Below are 15,821 nucleotides of genomic sequence, written 5' to 3' on the forward strand. Positions count from 1 at the left end.
CTTTGATGGACTAAGAATATCACTCTGTGCGACTTTGCAAAAGAACACAGGCAATGGACCGGGTTCTAAACTGATTTTTGCTTCACTGTCACTTGTTGGAAAATGATTGGAATCGCTTCCGGCAGCTTATCTCCAGCATAGTTCTCACAGAACATACGCCAGAAAGCATCTCGTGTAAAAACGCAACAGGGTGGCATTCAGCCACCCTGTTGTGGTGCAGTTGGTCAAACCGTCAGGGTCCGACCATATTGTCATTGCGATCAACTCGACTGAACTCGTTTCGCTCGACGAATCGATCGCTTGCTCTCGCGAGTTTGCGAAAATCATCCCGGAAAACATCTTAAAACTCAACGGGAGATCCCTGTGCCATGTTCCCGAGATTGTTCCAGGTCCGCAAATCGATATTGATGCTGACGTTTCGTGCTCCGCCGTCTCCCATCAAAACGTTCACAACCTGAGGGTGAGCACTTCCAGCTTCGTCGAAGTGGCGGTTGTTGTTGTCGACGTCATTCACAACTTCAATCCGGCCAGTGTTTTGCGGAGTCAGTCGAGTTGAGAACAGCGTTGCAGGACCACCAAAGGCCCAACCGTCGCTGCTGCGTTCCTGCGGTCGGTTCTGACGGGGATTCTGAATAATCTGGCGTTCAGCGACCATGATCGTCGTCGTGGTTCCATCAGTGATGGTGGCCATTTTCGTGTTGCTGTTCACACCGAAGACCCCAACCTTGGTCGAATCCTGAGCGAATGGTGATCGAGCTGACAGTGGGCCTGTTGCTGGGAGAATCGTCGCGTTCAACTGGGCAGGTGTGAGGAAATACGTCTGCTGTTCGCCAGCAACGTCATCTTTGAATGCAATTCCGGAACCAGTGCAACCAGCGTAATCGTTGCCTCCGCTTGTCCAGCTGGGATCAACTCGAAGGGTCTGGGCGAACAGAGCTGTCGCACCCATTTCGCTTCGGCGTGATGGACAATAGAACGCTTTGATTTCTTCTCGTGGCGGAAACAGTCCGATTCCGTCATTGTCTCTGTAGAGTGGAGGTTCTTCGCCATTCTGTCGCACGTTCCCGTCGAATGACCAGGCATTGTAAAGCGGAGCCTGTTCAATCATCGGGAGGATGTGAACCATCCAGCTTGTCCCTTGTGCACCAAACCAAAGTGGTTGGTTGTTATTGTCGCGAAACTCACGAGCTTCGCCGGGATTCACGTAGTTGCCGATGTTGTCGCTGACGAAGTATTGCGGATTGGCAATTTGCCCAGGGGGAAACACAGAGTGGGCATCGTGGTAATTATGAAGAGCCAGCCCAAGCTGTTTCAGGTTGTTCAGACACTGAGTTTTCGAAGCAGACTCGCGCGCACGCTGGACAGCCGGCAAGAGAAGGGCGACGAGGATCGCAACAATCGCGATCACAACCAGCAATTCAATCAGAGTAAAACCTCTACGACGTTGTCTCATGACAACCTCCTCGCGTGGGACGGAAACTTCAGTCGAAGGAATGCAACATCTGTCCGGCCAGACCAGCGACATCCGCCTCCACAACCCATTCCCGAGGCTAGTTTCGACTGGACTGTCGAAAAGGGACGATAGCGGTGTCAGCCTGTCTGTCCATTCAGCGGATGTTAACTGCAGATGGATCGAAACAAGCCCAACTCCATTTCCATCGCCGGAATCTTCGGCCTCTATCTTCCGACCTAACACAAGTCATTGTCAAGTCAGAACTTCTGAGAAGGCTTCCGCACATGGATGTTGCCAGCATCGACGTGGCACATGGAGAGTTCAGTTCGTTTGATTTCTAATACGACAACTCGACTCAGAATGCGGTGATGATTCCGGAAATTTGACAAGAATTCCGACGTGCAACTCCATCTCAAGTCAATCGTGACTGTCAACACGAGTTCAGCGGACAGTCAAAATGGACGGAACGATTTGAAGAATTGGCCTCAATTGCAGGAATTGTTCCGCAATTTTCATTGAAAAAGCGTTCCGCGACACGTCTCGAGACGAGAACGGCTATGCCAGCCAGAGCTTGAAACGATCCGGCCGTCGAAGTGTTCTCTTCGAAGGGAACTACCGCGACTGGATCTGTGCCAGTGAACGGTCAGACAGCTGGCGGGCTTGTCGGGCATCCAGAATGACATGCTTGAGCCGTTCAGGGAACTGAATTGCTTCAATCGTCAAAAGGAGGTTTCCTTGCGCTCCAACGAGATTCAAATCGCCGACTCGATGGAACTTGTATCCCGCTCCCGAAGCGATCTCAATGTGATCGATGTCAGTGAGCGCGACCTGAGCCGTCATCGAATTTCCGAGGAATGACCGCTTCTGAACGGATCGGTTCGTCACGATGTAGCAACAACCGAAGATCTTGTTGAGGGCATAGGCGAGTAAGCCAAATGGCAACAAAACCGCTCCAAATGCGACAAGCACAATCACCCGGAGAAACGTTACGGGAATCGCTGCAGAAACGGCGCCCATGATCACACCAATCAACTGCCCCAGAATTCCGGATGCAATGGACGGATAGACCGCTTCGATTTCCGTTTCACGATTCACCGACACTCCGGCGATAGGCTGGACGACTGCAACATTCATCTGTATCAACCTGGCGATGCGTTGAGGAAGAAACTCTGCAGGCGGAATCTAGCATAGGCAGAAAGCCCATGCCACCTTACGGGATCAGTTGCTATCAACGGGAATGCTGTTTCCGACGCAGGACTTCCGGAAGAGGATAGTCGCTGATCGCAATTCCGAGCGATTGGACTTCGCGGAGCCGGTGAAAGCCTCTCGTCACAAGATCTTCTCGCTGTTTGACGTCTTCCGGGTCGAGTTCGGATTTTGAGAATGGTCCGTCAACCTTCACGGGGGGAAACGAATCGTCCACGATAAATTGCGTCAGCGTCGGGTTGCAGCGAAGATGGCGTTCCGGAGAGGCTAACAGCTCGCTGCTGTCAATCTCTCCAATGATGTAGCGCAAGTACAAATCGCTGTCAGAGATCTTGTGAACATACTCTCCACAAATTTCACAGACGTAACCTTCGTCGCACTTTGCCATCTGGGCAGCCTTGTTTTTGCCAGCTAGTATTCACTGAGGCTAATATTCACTGAGATTGTATCAGGTTCACGACCGCGTCACAGTTTGACGGTTGATCGCCTGTGCGTCGACCACCAACTCCTCAAACGTTCGAAACGGGTTTCTTCCCATGTCACTCCCGAAGTTCAGCGTCGAGAACCCAGTCTTCGTGAACATGATGATGATTGTCACACTGGTGGCAGGGTTTGGATTCGCACTGACGCTTGTCCGGGAGATGTTTCCGGAAAGCCGACCGAACAAGATTTCTATCACAGCTATCTATCCCGCGACGCAACCTGAGGAACTCGAGCGGGCGGTGACGATCAAAGTCGAAGAGGCTGTGCGCGATGTTGACGGAATCGAGAAGATCAATTCGACGGTTTCGGAAGGCATGTCAATGACAACGTTGACGCTCTACAACTCCGTCAAAGATGTCGATGTCGTCATGCAGGAAGTGAAAAACGAGGTCGACTCGCTGCAAGATCTCCCTGACGATCTCGAAAAAATCTCAATCGCCAAAATGGAACCGACACTGCCGGTGATCATGGTTTCTGTCTTTGGGGATGGCGATGAGCGATCTCTGAAACAGGCTGCGAGAGATATCAAAGATGATCTGCTGCAACTTCCCGGTGTGAGTGACGTTCAACTGTCCGGGATTCGAGATGATGAGATCAGCGTCGAAGTGCAGCCCGATCGACTCATCGAATACAACCTGACTCTCGATCAAATTGCGCAGGCGATCCGTCAAACCAATCTCGATGTCTCCGGAGGTAATCTCAAAGGCGATCGCGGTCAGGTCGCGGTCAAGACGCTCGGCGAGAAACAGGCCGGGATCGATCTCGAGGAAATCGAAATCCTCGCGTTGCCGGATGGACGAACTCTCAAGCTCGCCGATGTTGCTGTGATTCGCGATGAATTCATCGATACCGACGTCATGAGTTACTGGGAGGGAAAACGGTCAGCCACTCTGACTGTTCAGAAAACTCCGAGTCAAGATGCGATTCAGATTTCCACGTTGGTCAAAGCGTACGTCGCCGGGAAAATGGGCGAGGACTTCGATCCGGATTACGAGCCGGACAGCAATCCCGGATTTCTGACACGCGTTTCCGCTGGGCTGTCACGATTCGCTGACAGTCTTGCTGGCCGCCCGGATCCGATGACTGTCTATCAGGAGAGTCTGAGTAATCCGTTTCGGCACAACTTCAGCGTTGCCACTCACAATGACCTTGCCCGGTTTGTGGAAGGTCGACTCGACCTGATGCTTCGAAATGGAAAGTCCGGGCTGCTTCTCGTTTTGATCAGTCTCGTTTTGTTTCTGAACTGGCGAGTTGCGTACTGGACGGCGGTTGGGCTTCCGATTTCGTTTCTCGGAACGTTCATCGTGATGGCGATGATGGGAGTCTCGATCAATCTCCTTTCGATGTTCGGTCTGATCATCGTGCTGGGAATCATTGTCGACGACGCGATCGTGATCGGGGAGAACATTTACCGCCGTGTCGAGGAAGGAATGCCAGCCTATCAAGCGGCCATCCGTGGGGCGGAGGAAGTCCAGTGGCCGGTGACCGCAGCTGTCTGCACGACCATCGCTGCGTTTCTTCCGCTGATGTTCATCCGGGGGCAGATCGGCGACTTCTTCCGTGAACTTCCGCTTGTGGTCATTGCTGCGCTGTCCGTCTCGCTCGTCGAAGCGTTGATTATTCTGCCCGCACACTTGAGTCATCTTCCCCCGCACAAAGATCATCGAAAGAAAAATTCTCACACTGGGCTGTTGCGATATGTTTCGATGGTGGGGGCCGCCCAGCAACGATTTATTGAAACGTTGATGAATGTCTATTCCTCGATTCTGCGAGTCGTCCTGAAGTGGCGGTATCTGTCTCTCGCGGTTGCGGTTTCCTTGTGCATGATGACGCTGGGGTTGTTCTTCGGAGCCCCGCCCGCTCCGAATGTGGCAGATCAGCAGCAGGGGGGAACGTCGGGGCAAAAGGAGTCTTCCGACCGAGATCTCTCGACTCTCTCACCGGGCAATATCGTCAAGTGGGAGTTCATCCAGAAGATGGATGCGGAGTCGATGATTGCTCAGATCGAGCTGCCCGTGGGATCGAATACATCCGCCGTCGAAGAGCGTCTTCGCTTGCTCAGCGATGCTGCGACCAAGATGCCGGAAGTTGACGGAGTGGCGATGGATGTTGCGGTGATGATTGACGTGAACTCGACCGGAGGAATGGGAGTCGAGTTGCAATCGCATGTCGGTCAGTTGTGGATCGAGCTGATGGCCGCTGATGAGAGAGAACAGCGAGGATTGCGGTCGAGTCAGGAAGTGCTGGCGGAACTTCGAGCCGAGTCGGAAAAGCTGACCGGGGTCAACTCGATTACGTGGCAGCTTATGAGTGGAGGCCCCGGTGGAAAGGATATCGAAATCCGGCTCACCGGCAGAAGCATGGAAGATCTCAAAGTAATCGTGGAAGAGTTCAAGGAGCAACTCTCAACGTATGCGGGGGTCGTTGATCTCGGGGATGACTTTGATGATGGACGCCGGGAAGTTCAATTGACACTGCGGCCTTCGGCACGTTCGACAGGGATCACGAAAGCGTCACTCGGACAATCGGTTCGCGCGGCAACTTATGGCGTGGAAGCGAGACGAATCACCCGCAACCGCGAGGAAGTGAAGATCATGGTCCGCTATCCGAGAGATTTTCGCGAGGATGTTTTTCACATCGAGTCACTTTGGATTCCCACTCCGGCCAATCAGGATGGCGTCATTTCGTGGGTCCCCATTCAGGAAGTTGCTGAGATCGAAGAGACTCGGGGATTTACACAGATCCATCGTTCGCAACTCGATCGAGCGATGACAATCACCGGCGATGTCGACACGTTGATTGCCTCACCGACGGACATTATCGGGCGAATCAAGAACGATTATCTTCCCAAGCTTCAGAAGGAATATCCCGGCATCCGCGTCGAGTTTCTGGGAAGCAGCGAAGAGCAGGGAAAGTCTTTCAGCAGCCTGACGCTCGCCATGCCGGTCGCGCTATTGATGATCTACATGATGCTGGCTGCGTTGTTTCGGTCATACTTTCAGCCGCTCGTGGTGATGTCAGCGATTCCGTTCGGGATTCAGGGAGCGATCATCGGCCACTGGCTTACGGACAATCCCATGACCATCCTCAGCGCGATCGGCTTGATTGCTCTTACGGGAATTGTCGTCAACGATTCGCTCGTGCTGGTGGACTTCATCAATAAGAGAATTCGAGAAGGCATGAGCGAGTTCGAAGCGAGTATCGACGGAGCGCGATTGCGGTTGCGACCGATCTTGCTGACCACTGTCACGACTGCTGCCGGGCTGACTCCGATGATGTTTGAGAAGAGCTTTCAGGCAAAGTTCCTGATTCCAATGGCGGTTACGCTGACATTCGGGCTGATCTTCGCCACTGCACTGACACTCATCATCGTCCCGGTTCTCAACATGATTTTCTTCGATGTCAGGGCACTGATGAGAAAGTTGTCCGGAGAGATTGTACCCGGTCTTCAACACTCGGATCTTGTCCCGACAGGAACAGCTTCTGCGGTTCAGGGAACAAAAGATGTCGAGTGAAGCTGCGGACATCGATTGCGGCGCGACGATTCTGTTCGTTTACGGAACCCTTCAGCGAGGTGACTGCCGCAACTATTTGCTGCAAGAACAGGAGTTTCTGGGGAGTGCGGTGACTCTCCCGAAATATCGTCTGTTTGATCTCGGTTCCTATCCCGGTCTGACACATGGTCGAGGAGCGGGAGAGGCGATCCACGGAGAACTCTGGAGAGTGACCGATGAGTGCCGGATCAGGTTGGACATCGAAGAAGGTGTCGCCGAAGGACTCTACTCGCTGGAGCCGATCGAACTTCAAAGGTCGTCAAATTTGAACGTCGAAGCGGATGCGGTCGCCTACTTCTATCTCGGAGAGACTTCTCAGGCACGTCCGCTTCAAGGGCGATGGATCCCTCGCTGAAGGCCTTTGACGATCCAGTTCTTCGAGGGTCACGTCCAAGATGTGGATCAAAAGAGCGGATAGATGAACGGGGCTGCGACGGAACTGCTCAGCCAGGCAGCGACGAAAATCAAGACCAGCGCGAGCAGAATCGGAACGAGCCACCATGCTTTGTTCTCTTTCAGGAACAGCACGAACTCGGCAATCAGGCTCAATTGCTCTTCGTTTGCAGCGTCTTCAAATGACGAACCATTTTCCGGTGCATCGGCAGACGCAGAGTTTTCTGAAGTCGGCTTCGTTGTTGTGGGCTCTGGTTCATTCATGTGCTTTACCAGTTCAGCAATTCACTGCACTCACTTGTGCTCGCTTAAAGCATTTTCTGTTTTGGTGTGCACTCACATGCACGAGCAAACTCAGCCATTTACTTGATGAAAAAGCTCAAGCGAGTGCACAGGAAAGAGCAACGTGCTCTAAAACTGCCGGAAGTAGGATTCATCCGGCTTTTGGCCGGGGCGTTCCACCCAGTACGAATCGGCTTCAGGGTCGAATTCGCGATGCAATGGGTCTCCGTGCCGCCGCCTTCGAATCATACCAACTGGCGTCACGACGAGATAGTAGACCATCGCCATGATCAGGTGCGAAACAACCCAGCCGATTGGGAAAACCGCGGCCATCCAGCCGAAATAGATCCATCTCACCAGTCGCGGCTTGCTGAGCCCTACGATCATCACGATTGCAGAGATCACCAGCAGGACTGACAGCCAGCCCCATTCGATTCCTCGTCGATGAAGGAGCCAACTGATGAACAGGAAAAACGGAAACTGAAGTCCGGCAAAGAACCGCAGGTCTTTCGATGTCGGTTCTTTCAATAGGTCTTTGAAGGTCACAGGTCGCCCTTGTCAGTCCAGCTCAAACTGGTCGATATAGTCCTGATTGATTCGGTTCGGTTGTTCTGGCTGCTCTTCTTTCAGCAGCAGAAATTGACCGACGACCAGAACGTCCATATTCGTTCCCATGAAACATCGATACGCATCTTCCGGAGTGCAGACGATCGGCTCGCCGCGAACATTAAAGCTCGTGTTGATCAACAACGGACACCCGGTTTGAGCGTGGAATTCGCTGATCAGTTGATGATAAAGCGGATGCCGATCTTGGTCGACGGTCTGAAGTCTCGCTGAATAATCGACGTGAGTGATGGCCGAAATTTCCGATCGGATTTGTTTCAGCAAATCAAATCCTTGTACAGAAGACGAAGTCTCAACCGGAAGGCGGCGAGCCTCTGCGACATCGGCGACAAGGAGCATGTATGGGCTTTCCTGATCGGACGGAAAGTCAAAATACTCGCTTGCCTGTTCCTGAAGGACGGACGGAGCGAACGGGCGAAATGACTCTCGGAACTTGATCTTCAAGTTCATCTTGGACTGCATTTCGCGGTTGCGAGGGTCTCCGAGAATACTTCGATTTCCGAGAGCGCGCGGACCAAACTCCATCCGACCCTGCATCCAGCCAACAACATTTCCCTGATCGATCAACTGAGCGACTCGCTGGCAAAGCTCTTCGTTCGAACTCAATTCCGTATACACAGCCTGTTTGGAATCAAGGTGATTCCGTATCGAGTCCCGGTCGAATTCAGGCCCCAGTGCCGAAGCAGCTTGCGGCAGAACCGGATGGGGGACTCGCTCGTGATTCAGCATTTGATGTGCGATGAACAAAGCGACGCCGAGGGCTCCGCCCGCGTCTCCTGCAGCGGGTTGAATCCAGATACGCTCAAACGGTCCTTCGCGGAGCAATCGTCCATTCGCAACGCAGTTGAGTGCGACGCCACCCGCGAGGCAGAGGTTCTTCATCCCGGTTTGGCGATGCACGTGACGAGCCATTCGCAGCATGATTTCTTCAGTTGCCAACTGAACGGATGCAGCGAGATCCATTTCGCGTTGCGTCAACTTCGATTCCGGCTGACGGGGAAGACCACCGAATAGATCGTGAAACCGGGAACTGGTCATCGTCAGTCCCTGGCAATAGTTGAAGTACGACATGTCCATCCGGAACGACCCATCCTCCTTGAGGTCAATCAGCTTATCAAGAATCTGGTCGATGTAGACTGGCTGCCCGTACGGGGCGAGGCCCATCAGTTTGTACTCGCCCGAGTTGACTTTGAACCCGCAGTAATACGTCATCGCGGAATACAGCATTCCAAGAGAATGAGGAAACCGAAGTTCGTGACTCAGTTGAATTCGGTTTCCGGAGCCGGTTCCGAAACTCGCGGTCGCCCACTCGCCAACGCCATCGACGGTCAGAATCGCTGCTTCATCGAAGGGGGATGGAAAGAACGCACTGGCGGCGTGTGACTCATGGTGTTCGGCGAATGCAATTCGTTTGCGAAACTTCCCGCCCAGCCCTTTTCGGATTTCTTTCGGCAAGTGCAGCTTCTGTTTCAGCCACTGCGGCATCGCCTTCGCGAATGACCAAAAGCCCTGTGGGGCGTAAGCTGTGTAAGTTTGAAGCAGGCGATCAAACTTCAACATCGGTTTGTCATAGAAACCGACATAGTCCAACTCGGCAGGCGTCAACTTCGCTTCGTTCAAGCAATAGCTGATCGCATTCTCAGGGAAGCTTTCGTCGTGTTTTTTGCGAGTGAATCGTTCCTCTTGAGCAGCAGCGATGATTTTTCCATCGACAACAAGGGCTGCCGCAGAGTCGTGATAGAATGCCGAAATCCCGAGAATCGCCGCCACTATTGCTCCGAAAATTAATTCCTGACAATCATTGCAACGTCGATGTTGCGGTTCCGATTAGAGCAAGTTGCTCTTTCCCGTGCACTCGCTTGAGCTTGAGTGGTTGATTTCGTGGGTGCTTCGTGAGAATTGGTCTTCGGAGAGTTCATTCACTTGAGGACTGAAGTTTCGAGCAGTTTGTGGAGTTTTGGTCGAATCACATTGAAACAATACGGGTGAGATTCGTTCCGGGCGTAAAAGTCCTGATGATAGTCTTCCGCAGGGTAAAACTTCTCAGCGGGGGAAACCTCTGTGACAACAGGCTTCGAAAAGACATCGGCTTCGTTCAGAGTCGCAATGATTAACCGCGCGGTTGCTTCCTGTTCGGACGAGTGAAAGAAAATGACCGATCGATACTGTGTGCCGACGTCATTCCCCTGCCGGTTGAGAGTGGTCGGGTCATGGGATTGGAAGAAGACTTTCAGCAAATCTTCAAAGGAAACGAATTCGTCGTCGAATTCAACTTGAATGACTTCCGCGTGACCGGTTGTTCCGGTGCATACTGCTTCGTAAGTCGGGTTTTCAACAGTGCCGCCCATGTACCCCGAGGTTACCTTGGAAACACCATTGACCGACTGGTAAACGGCTTCACTACACCAAAAGCACCCACTTCCCAAAGTCGCTGTTTGTGTCGGCATGACACCTCCTTCGTTATGCTGTCAGTGCAGTAACAATTCCGATGATGTTTTCAGTTTAGCACCTCACCACTTCGGGGTCACACGAACCATGGTTTCACGACGAACAATCTTCATTGGTGTCATGCTGTTATTGCCAGTGTTGGTCTACATTGGATTTGGCGCCTACGCATTGTGGCAGACCGGTTTGTTTCGCTGGACATGGTGGATCATCCCGATCTTCTGGCTGGCTGCCTATCTTGTGAACATCTTTTGGAAGCGAAAACTCCTTCCCGACGGATCGACGCAGACGGCGAATCACTGGACTCCCAACGACGAAACCGCCAATCGGATCATTCGGAAACATCAGGAACAAGTTGAAACGCTGACGGCGCAACAGCTCACCGATATCCAGTTCTACGTCAAATCCTCTCAAGAACTCGCAGCTGATCTGGCCCGTCACTACCACCCGAACGCGAACGATCCGGTTTCGGCGCTGACAGCGGTCGAGGTGTTGGCAGCGATTCGTTTGGCTGTCGACGACCTGGAAGACTGGTTTCAGGACTCCGTTCCCGGAAGCCACATGGTCACGATCAAACAGTGGAGGGCTTTGGGCGAAGCACCGAAATGGGTCAAGCGGGTCAGCGATGCAGGATGGCTGGCGAGCGTGATCTGGAACCCATTGAATGCTGCGAAGTTTGTGACATCGCGGCTTACTCTCGGACCGATCACTGAAGACTTGAAGAGCGAGATTCTGGCGACAGTTTACCTGCAATTCATGCGCCATATGGGGTTTTACCTGATTGAGATGAATAGCGGCCGATTGCGTCGCGGCGCGCTTCGTTACCGTCAGGCGTTCGAAAGAGCTGAAGAGTCTCAAAAAGAAATCGATACCAAAATCGACGGACAAGCAGAGGCCAGCATACCGAAGTATGTTCCGGAATCGGTTGTGATTGCCGTCATCGGACAGACAAACGCAGGCAAGTCGAGCGTCATCAACGCGCTTCTTGGCCGACGGGAAACCGCGACCGATGCTGTCCCGTCCACTCATTCGGTGAGCCGGCATGTCATCCCTGTGCCCGAAACAAACGAGACAGTCACACTGCTCGACACACCCGGTTATGCCGATGCCGATGCTCCAACGGTCCATAAGAAGCATTTGAAATCTGCGATTTCCGAAGCAGACATCGTCCTTCTGGTGATTGATGTTCACCAGCCTGCACGAACAGCGGATCTGGAAGTCCTTCGATCCATTCAGACTGCGGCCGCCCAAAACTCCAAGTACCGTCCTCCGCCCATTATCCTCTGCTTGACTCATATCGATCTCTTGAGCCCGGTGATGGAATGGGACCCGCCTTATGACCTGAGCGCCCCCCAGTCAGCGAAAGCAGAAAGCATTCGCGACGCTGTGGACTCGACGCGCGAGTTGTTCCAAGATTTCGTCGTCGATGTCGTCCCCGTCTGCTCCGATGAAGATCATGACCGCGTCTACAATGTTGATCCCGGCCTCGTGAAAGCCATTTCGCAGTCCCTCAACGTTGGCAAGTCGGTCGGATTACTACGAGCCTACGAAGAAGATCTTGACCGGGACCGGTGGAGTGCGTTGCTGACTCAGCTCAAGAATTCGGGGTTGGAAGTTGTCAACCTGCTTCTCGATGAAGGGAATCAACGCACCCGATAAATTCTTTCCGCTCAGTGACTTGATGCTCATTCGTTCTGGTTCCGATCCGTCGCGATTCGTCGGGTTTCGCTTTACCTTCATCGAAGGGCATGAGATTCGGTGAGGGCATGGATTCTACTCGAGAGGGCGAATTGCAGCTTGAGTCTCAACTGCGCAATTCAATCAACACGCCGGTCAACAATCCGATCTTTCCCGTGCAAAATGTGGAAAGCTCAAAGGATGCGTCAAATGAGAGTTGGATTCTCAGACGGGTGAGGGAACGGCGAGGAACTTGCTCTTGAAAACCGCACCTTGCTGTAAGTCTGGACTTGGGATAGCATTGCTCAGATGTGTAACTCAGGATGGACACTCAGCTCGAATCTTTTTTGACTCAATAAAATTTTGTGTAGGCAAAAAGAATGGCTTGGACAGACGCTGCACGGATCAGACGCTTTACCGCACTCGCAATGGTCGTTTTGGGGATTTCTACCTACTTCGCCCAGCAACTCTCTTCCGCCGATCCGGCAGATGCTGAGACCGCGATTCTCGTCTCCAAAATGATTCCGAAATATCACCTGAATCGTCAGGAGATTAACGATGACGTTTCCAAAACGCTCATCGACCGCTTCATTAAGGACCTCGATCCTCTGAAATTGTACTTTCTCGAATCAGACATCGAGCACTTCCAGAAACACCGCACCACACTTGATGACGAAATCAAGGCCGGGAATGTTGAGTTCGCTTATGAGGTATTCAATACCTACAAAGAGCGACTCGCCCGACAGATGGAAGTTGCGAATCAGTGGGTGGAAAAGGAACACGACTTCAGCATCAATGAAGAAATCGAGACCGATGAAGACAAGCTGACCTGGGCGAAGACGACGGATGAGTTGGATGACCGTTGGCGTCGCCGAGTGAAGTACGAGCTTCTCCAGTTCAAGTTGGCTGACGAAGAATCGAAAGAGGACGGCGATGACGAAGAGTCAGAAACGCTCGATCCGAAAGAACGTCTCCACAAGCGTTACCGAAACAGTCTGCTCGCAACAACTCAATACGACATGGTCGACCAGCTGGAGCGGTATCTGACAGCTTTGGCGACCGTGTTTGATCCTCACTCTTCCTACATGTCTCCACAAAGCTGGGAAGATTTTGAGATTCAGATGCGGCTGTCACTCGATGGAATCGGTGCAGCTCTTCAGGCAGATGATGGATACACCGTTGTCGCTTCGATCGTTCCCGGTGGGGCTGCGTCAGATGACGGTCGATTGAAAGTCAAAGACAAAATCATTGGTGTCGGTCAGGAAGAAGGCGAGATTGTCGACATCTTTGAAATGAAACTGAGCGACGTTGTCCGCATGATTCGTGGACCACGAGGAACAGTCGTTCGTCTTCAGGTGAAGAGCAATGACGACGGAAAAATTCGAATCATCGAGTTGACCCGTAAGAAAATTGAATTGAAAGAATCCGAAGTCAAAGGCGAAATCATCAACACTGAAGACCGGCTCGGTCGTCCGGGGCGTGTGGGAGTGATCAGTATTCCCTCGTTCTATCGCGACTTCGCTGGTGCTTCTGGTGGAGTGGCCAACTTCAAAAGTGCTTCGGCCGACGTCAAACGCGTCCTCTCCGTCTTCGCTCGCGAACAGGTTGATGTGGTGATCATCGATCTTCGAAATAACGGCGGGGGATCACTCACAGAAGCCATTGAGATTTCCGGACACTTCATTGACCGTGGACCAGTTGTCCAGGTGAAAGAGCCGAGTGGATACATTCGAGTTCTGGAAGATGAAGATTCGGGTGTTTCCTACGCAGGTCCACTGGTTGTGATGTGTAACCGTCTCTCAGCTTCGGCTTCGGAGATTTTCGCGGGGGTGATCAAAGACTATCACCGCGGATTGATTATCGGAGACACCACAACTCACGGAAAAGGAACTGTCCAGAATCTGATGGATGTCGCTCCTCAGCGTCCGTTCCGCCTGACTCGTCCCGACGATCGCGGAAAATTGAAACTGACGATCCAGCAGTTCTACCGAGTGAAGGGTGACAGCACTCAGAACCGTGGAGTCCGGTCAGACATTGTCCTTCCGTCACTGATCGATCATTGGGATCTCGGAGAAGCGTTCCTCGACAATGCTCTGCCATTCGACAAAATTCGATCGGCGAATTACGTCGAAGAGCGTTCCGTGAATCCAGCATTGATTTCAGCCCTCGCTCAGAACAGTCAAGTGAGAGTGAAATCGGATGAAGATTTCCAACGCGTCGAACGCTCCATCGCTCGATACATCGAGAAGAAGAATCGGACGAACTTGTCGCTGAATGAAGACAAGGTCCGAGAAGAGCGTGCCGCAGATCGAGCCGCAAGCAAGGCCGATAAAGAAGCTGAGGAAGAAGAAGAGGTTGAAGTCGATGAAGATGAAAAACCGATCTTCCCAGACAACTACTACAATAACGAGGCGCTCAACATCGCACTCGACTACGTTGCCGCTTTGAGGGGCAACTTGACCGTGCTGAATTGATTCGAGTGATCGAATCAGCAATGTGTTCATCCGAGCACGCTTCAAGAATTCTTGAAGCGTGCTTTATTCTTGCTGGCTTTCCCGAATTCTCTTCCGGGCGATTCAGAAGTTGGAAGATCGAACGAGTCTCAGGCGATATTCGCTCTTCCGGTTTGTCTCGGTCGACGTCGGATCTTCTCTCGGCCTGTTACAGCCACCCGGCGGAAGTGCAGCCGATGACGATCAGTCCCAAAATGGCACAGTAGACACCAAACCAGACGATCTGACCCTTCGATACAATTTTGAGCAGCGCGTTCAGGGAAACAATCCCGACAGCGAACGATACGACACAGCCCACTGCCATTGTAGAGAGGGGAGTTCCCGAGGTGCCTTCTTCCAGAATGTCTTTGAGAGTGAGGACCGTCGCCCCCAGCAGAGCGGGAATCGCGATATAAAAGCTGAATCTTGCTGCCGCGTCACGATTCACTCCGGAGAGAAGGCCGCCCACGATCGTGCTTCCCGACCGGGAAATTCCGGGCATCGGGGCAACCGCTTGGAAGAGTCCAATCACGAGCGAATCTCGATAGGTCATTTCTTCGAGACCTTTCGTTCCTCGGTCGATTCGCGGGGTAATCAAAAGCAAACCTGCCGTGATGAGGAGTCCAATTCCCGCGATAAATGCACTCGATGAGGTTGCGGTGAAAAGGTCTTTGAGGACCAATCCGGAGAAAACGACGGGAAGCGTCGCGATCACAATCTTCGACATCATCGGAATGTCAAAGAGCAACGGAATGAGATCCTTGCGATAGACAACAAGGATCGACATCAGTGTTCCAAAGTGCAGAGCGACGTTGAGTTCGAGGTTTTCGAGCTCTCCGCCAAGCAGCGACTCGAGAATCACGAGATGTCCGGACGAGCTGATCGGAAGAAACTCTGCGATGCCCTGAACGATTCCGAGGATGATGACTTCCCAAAGTTCCATGGAATTCGATCTCAGTTGCAGCGAGGGAAAAGAAAAGGCACGAGTGCTTCGACAGAATGGTCACACTCAACAGTGACGGTTTGGACTCATATTTCACAGGTCACGCTTTGACCAGCAGTTTCTCAGTAAACTATCCAGAAATTATGAACCGAAGGAGTATTCTGTGCGTCTGTCTTATTGCACCGAGTTTAATCCTCTCGAAGCTGTGATTGCATGAGCGGCGAATCGCATCAGGGCAACGATTTCTCGCAGAGAGAATCTCGGGCAGA

Annotated in this window: 12 protein-coding genes; 4 read left to right on the forward strand and 8 right to left on the reverse strand. The window is 52.4% G+C overall.

Translation table 11 applies throughout. From position 1 onward, the window contains the following. Positions 1 to 340: 340 nt before the first annotated feature. From KOR42_RS08850 to KOR42_RS08860, 3 genes are all read right to left on the reverse strand, one after another. Positions 341 to 1,453, reverse strand: a complete 1,113-nt coding sequence (locus tag KOR42_RS08850) for a DUF1559 family PulG-like putative transporter (protein WP_197440995.1) — start codon at positions 1,451 to 1,453, stop codon at positions 341 to 343. Between the two features lie 612 nt (positions 1,454 to 2,065). Further along, positions 2,066 to 2,587 (reverse strand): hypothetical protein, encoded by a 522-nt coding sequence (locus tag KOR42_RS08855; protein ID WP_146508923.1) that lies wholly within the window; start codon positions 2,585 to 2,587, stop codon positions 2,066 to 2,068. 94 nt (positions 2,588 to 2,681) lie between these two features. Continuing rightward, positions 2,682 to 3,047, reverse strand: a complete 366-nt coding sequence (locus tag KOR42_RS08860; protein WP_146508925.1) for a hypothetical protein — start codon at positions 3,045 to 3,047, stop codon at positions 2,682 to 2,684. A 148-nt stretch (positions 3,048 to 3,195) separates the two neighbouring features. Between KOR42_RS08860 and KOR42_RS08865 the strand changes: the two genes are divergently transcribed. Together KOR42_RS08865 and KOR42_RS08870 are read left to right on the forward strand one after the other, a co-directional pair. Next, positions 3,196 to 6,657 (forward strand): efflux RND transporter permease subunit, encoded by a 3,462-nt coding sequence (locus KOR42_RS08865; RefSeq protein WP_146508927.1) that lies wholly within the window; start codon positions 3,196 to 3,198, stop codon positions 6,655 to 6,657. After that, positions 6,647 to 7,051, forward strand: a complete 405-nt coding sequence (locus KOR42_RS08870) for a gamma-glutamylcyclotransferase family protein (RefSeq protein WP_146508929.1) — start codon at positions 6,647 to 6,649, stop codon at positions 7,049 to 7,051. The genes KOR42_RS08865 and KOR42_RS08870 overlap by 11 nt, the downstream gene beginning before the upstream one ends. Before the next feature lie 47 nt (positions 7,052 to 7,098). Here KOR42_RS08870 and KOR42_RS08875 read toward each other — a convergent pair whose 3' ends face one another. The 4 genes from KOR42_RS08875 to msrA all read right to left on the reverse strand — a co-directional run bounded on the left by KOR42_RS08875 (position 7,099) and on the right by msrA (position 10,442). Next, entirely contained in the window at positions 7,099 to 7,353 is a 255-nt protein-coding gene (locus KOR42_RS08875) for a DUF5989 family protein (RefSeq protein ID WP_146508931.1), read from the reverse strand. A 147-nt stretch (positions 7,354 to 7,500) separates the two neighbouring features. Beyond that, positions 7,501 to 7,917, reverse strand: coding sequence for an SxtJ family membrane protein (locus tag KOR42_RS08880; RefSeq protein ID WP_146508933.1), 417 nt, complete (start codon positions 7,915 to 7,917; stop codon positions 7,501 to 7,503). Between the two features lie 12 nt (positions 7,918 to 7,929). Further along, positions 7,930 to 9,765, reverse strand: a complete 1,836-nt coding sequence (locus KOR42_RS08885) for a carbamoyltransferase family protein (RefSeq protein WP_146508935.1) — start codon at positions 9,763 to 9,765, stop codon at positions 7,930 to 7,932. 149 nt (positions 9,766 to 9,914) lie between these two features. After that, positions 9,915 to 10,442, reverse strand: coding sequence for a peptide-methionine (S)-S-oxide reductase MsrA (msrA, locus tag KOR42_RS08890; RefSeq protein WP_146508937.1), 528 nt, complete (start codon positions 10,440 to 10,442; stop codon positions 9,915 to 9,917). 88 nt (positions 10,443 to 10,530) lie between these two features. Here msrA and KOR42_RS08895 point away from each other — a divergent pair, with 88 nt between their 5' ends. Together KOR42_RS08895 and KOR42_RS08900 are read left to right on the forward strand one after the other, a co-directional pair. Next, on the forward strand, positions 10,531 to 12,099 hold the full coding sequence (locus KOR42_RS08895; protein WP_197440996.1) for a GTPase family protein: 1,569 nt from the start codon (positions 10,531 to 10,533) through the stop codon (positions 12,097 to 12,099). Positions 12,100 to 12,497: 398 nt separating this feature from the next. Continuing rightward, positions 12,498 to 14,591 (forward strand): carboxy terminal-processing peptidase, encoded by a 2,094-nt coding sequence (locus KOR42_RS08900; protein ID WP_231740807.1) that lies wholly within the window; start codon positions 12,498 to 12,500, stop codon positions 14,589 to 14,591. Between the two features lie 187 nt (positions 14,592 to 14,778). On the opposite strand, the gene KOR42_RS08905 is transcribed toward KOR42_RS08900, so the two are convergent. Further along, positions 14,779 to 15,552, reverse strand: a complete 774-nt coding sequence (locus KOR42_RS08905; protein ID WP_146508941.1) for an undecaprenyl-diphosphate phosphatase — start codon at positions 15,550 to 15,552, stop codon at positions 14,779 to 14,781. Between the last annotated feature and the right edge of the window lie 269 nt (positions 15,553 to 15,821).

The sequence above is a fragment of the Thalassoglobus neptunius genome (assembly GCF_007859735.1).
Taxonomy (GTDB): Bacteria; Planctomycetota; Planctomycetia; order Planctomycetales; family Planctomycetaceae; genus Thalassoglobus; species Thalassoglobus neptunius.

What these genes read in the sequence shown, in the direction of transcription:
- KOR42_RS08850 (WP_197440995.1), bottom strand. Translation starts at nt 1,453, where the DNA reads ATGAGACAACGTCGTAGAGGTTTTACTCTGATTGAATTGCTGGTTGTG.
- KOR42_RS08855 (WP_146508923.1), bottom strand. Translation starts at nt 2,587, where the DNA reads ATGAATGTTGCAGTCGTCCAGCCTATCGCCGGAGTGTCGGTGAATCGT.
- KOR42_RS08860 (WP_146508925.1), bottom strand. Translation starts at nt 3,047, where the DNA reads ATGGCAAAGTGCGACGAAGGTTACGTCTGTGAAATTTGTGGAGAGTAT.
- KOR42_RS08865 (WP_146508927.1), top strand. Translation starts at nt 3,196, where the DNA reads ATGTCACTCCCGAAGTTCAGCGTCGAGAACCCAGTCTTCGTGAACATG.
- KOR42_RS08870 (WP_146508929.1), top strand. Translation starts at nt 6,647, where the DNA reads ATGTCGAGTGAAGCTGCGGACATCGATTGCGGCGCGACGATTCTGTTC.
- KOR42_RS08875 (WP_146508931.1), bottom strand. Translation starts at nt 7,353, where the DNA reads ATGAATGAACCAGAGCCCACAACAACGAAGCCGACTTCAGAAAACTCT.
- msrA (WP_146508937.1), bottom strand. Translation starts at nt 10,442, where the DNA reads ATGCCGACACAAACAGCGACTTTGGGAAGTGGGTGCTTTTGGTGTAGT.
- KOR42_RS08895 (WP_197440996.1), top strand. Translation starts at nt 10,531, where the DNA reads ATGGTTTCACGACGAACAATCTTCATTGGTGTCATGCTGTTATTGCCA.
- KOR42_RS08900 (WP_231740807.1), top strand. Translation starts at nt 12,498, where the DNA reads ATGGCTTGGACAGACGCTGCACGGATCAGACGCTTTACCGCACTCGCA.
- KOR42_RS08905 (WP_146508941.1), bottom strand. Translation starts at nt 15,552, where the DNA reads ATGGAACTTTGGGAAGTCATCATCCTCGGAATCGTTCAGGGCATCGCA.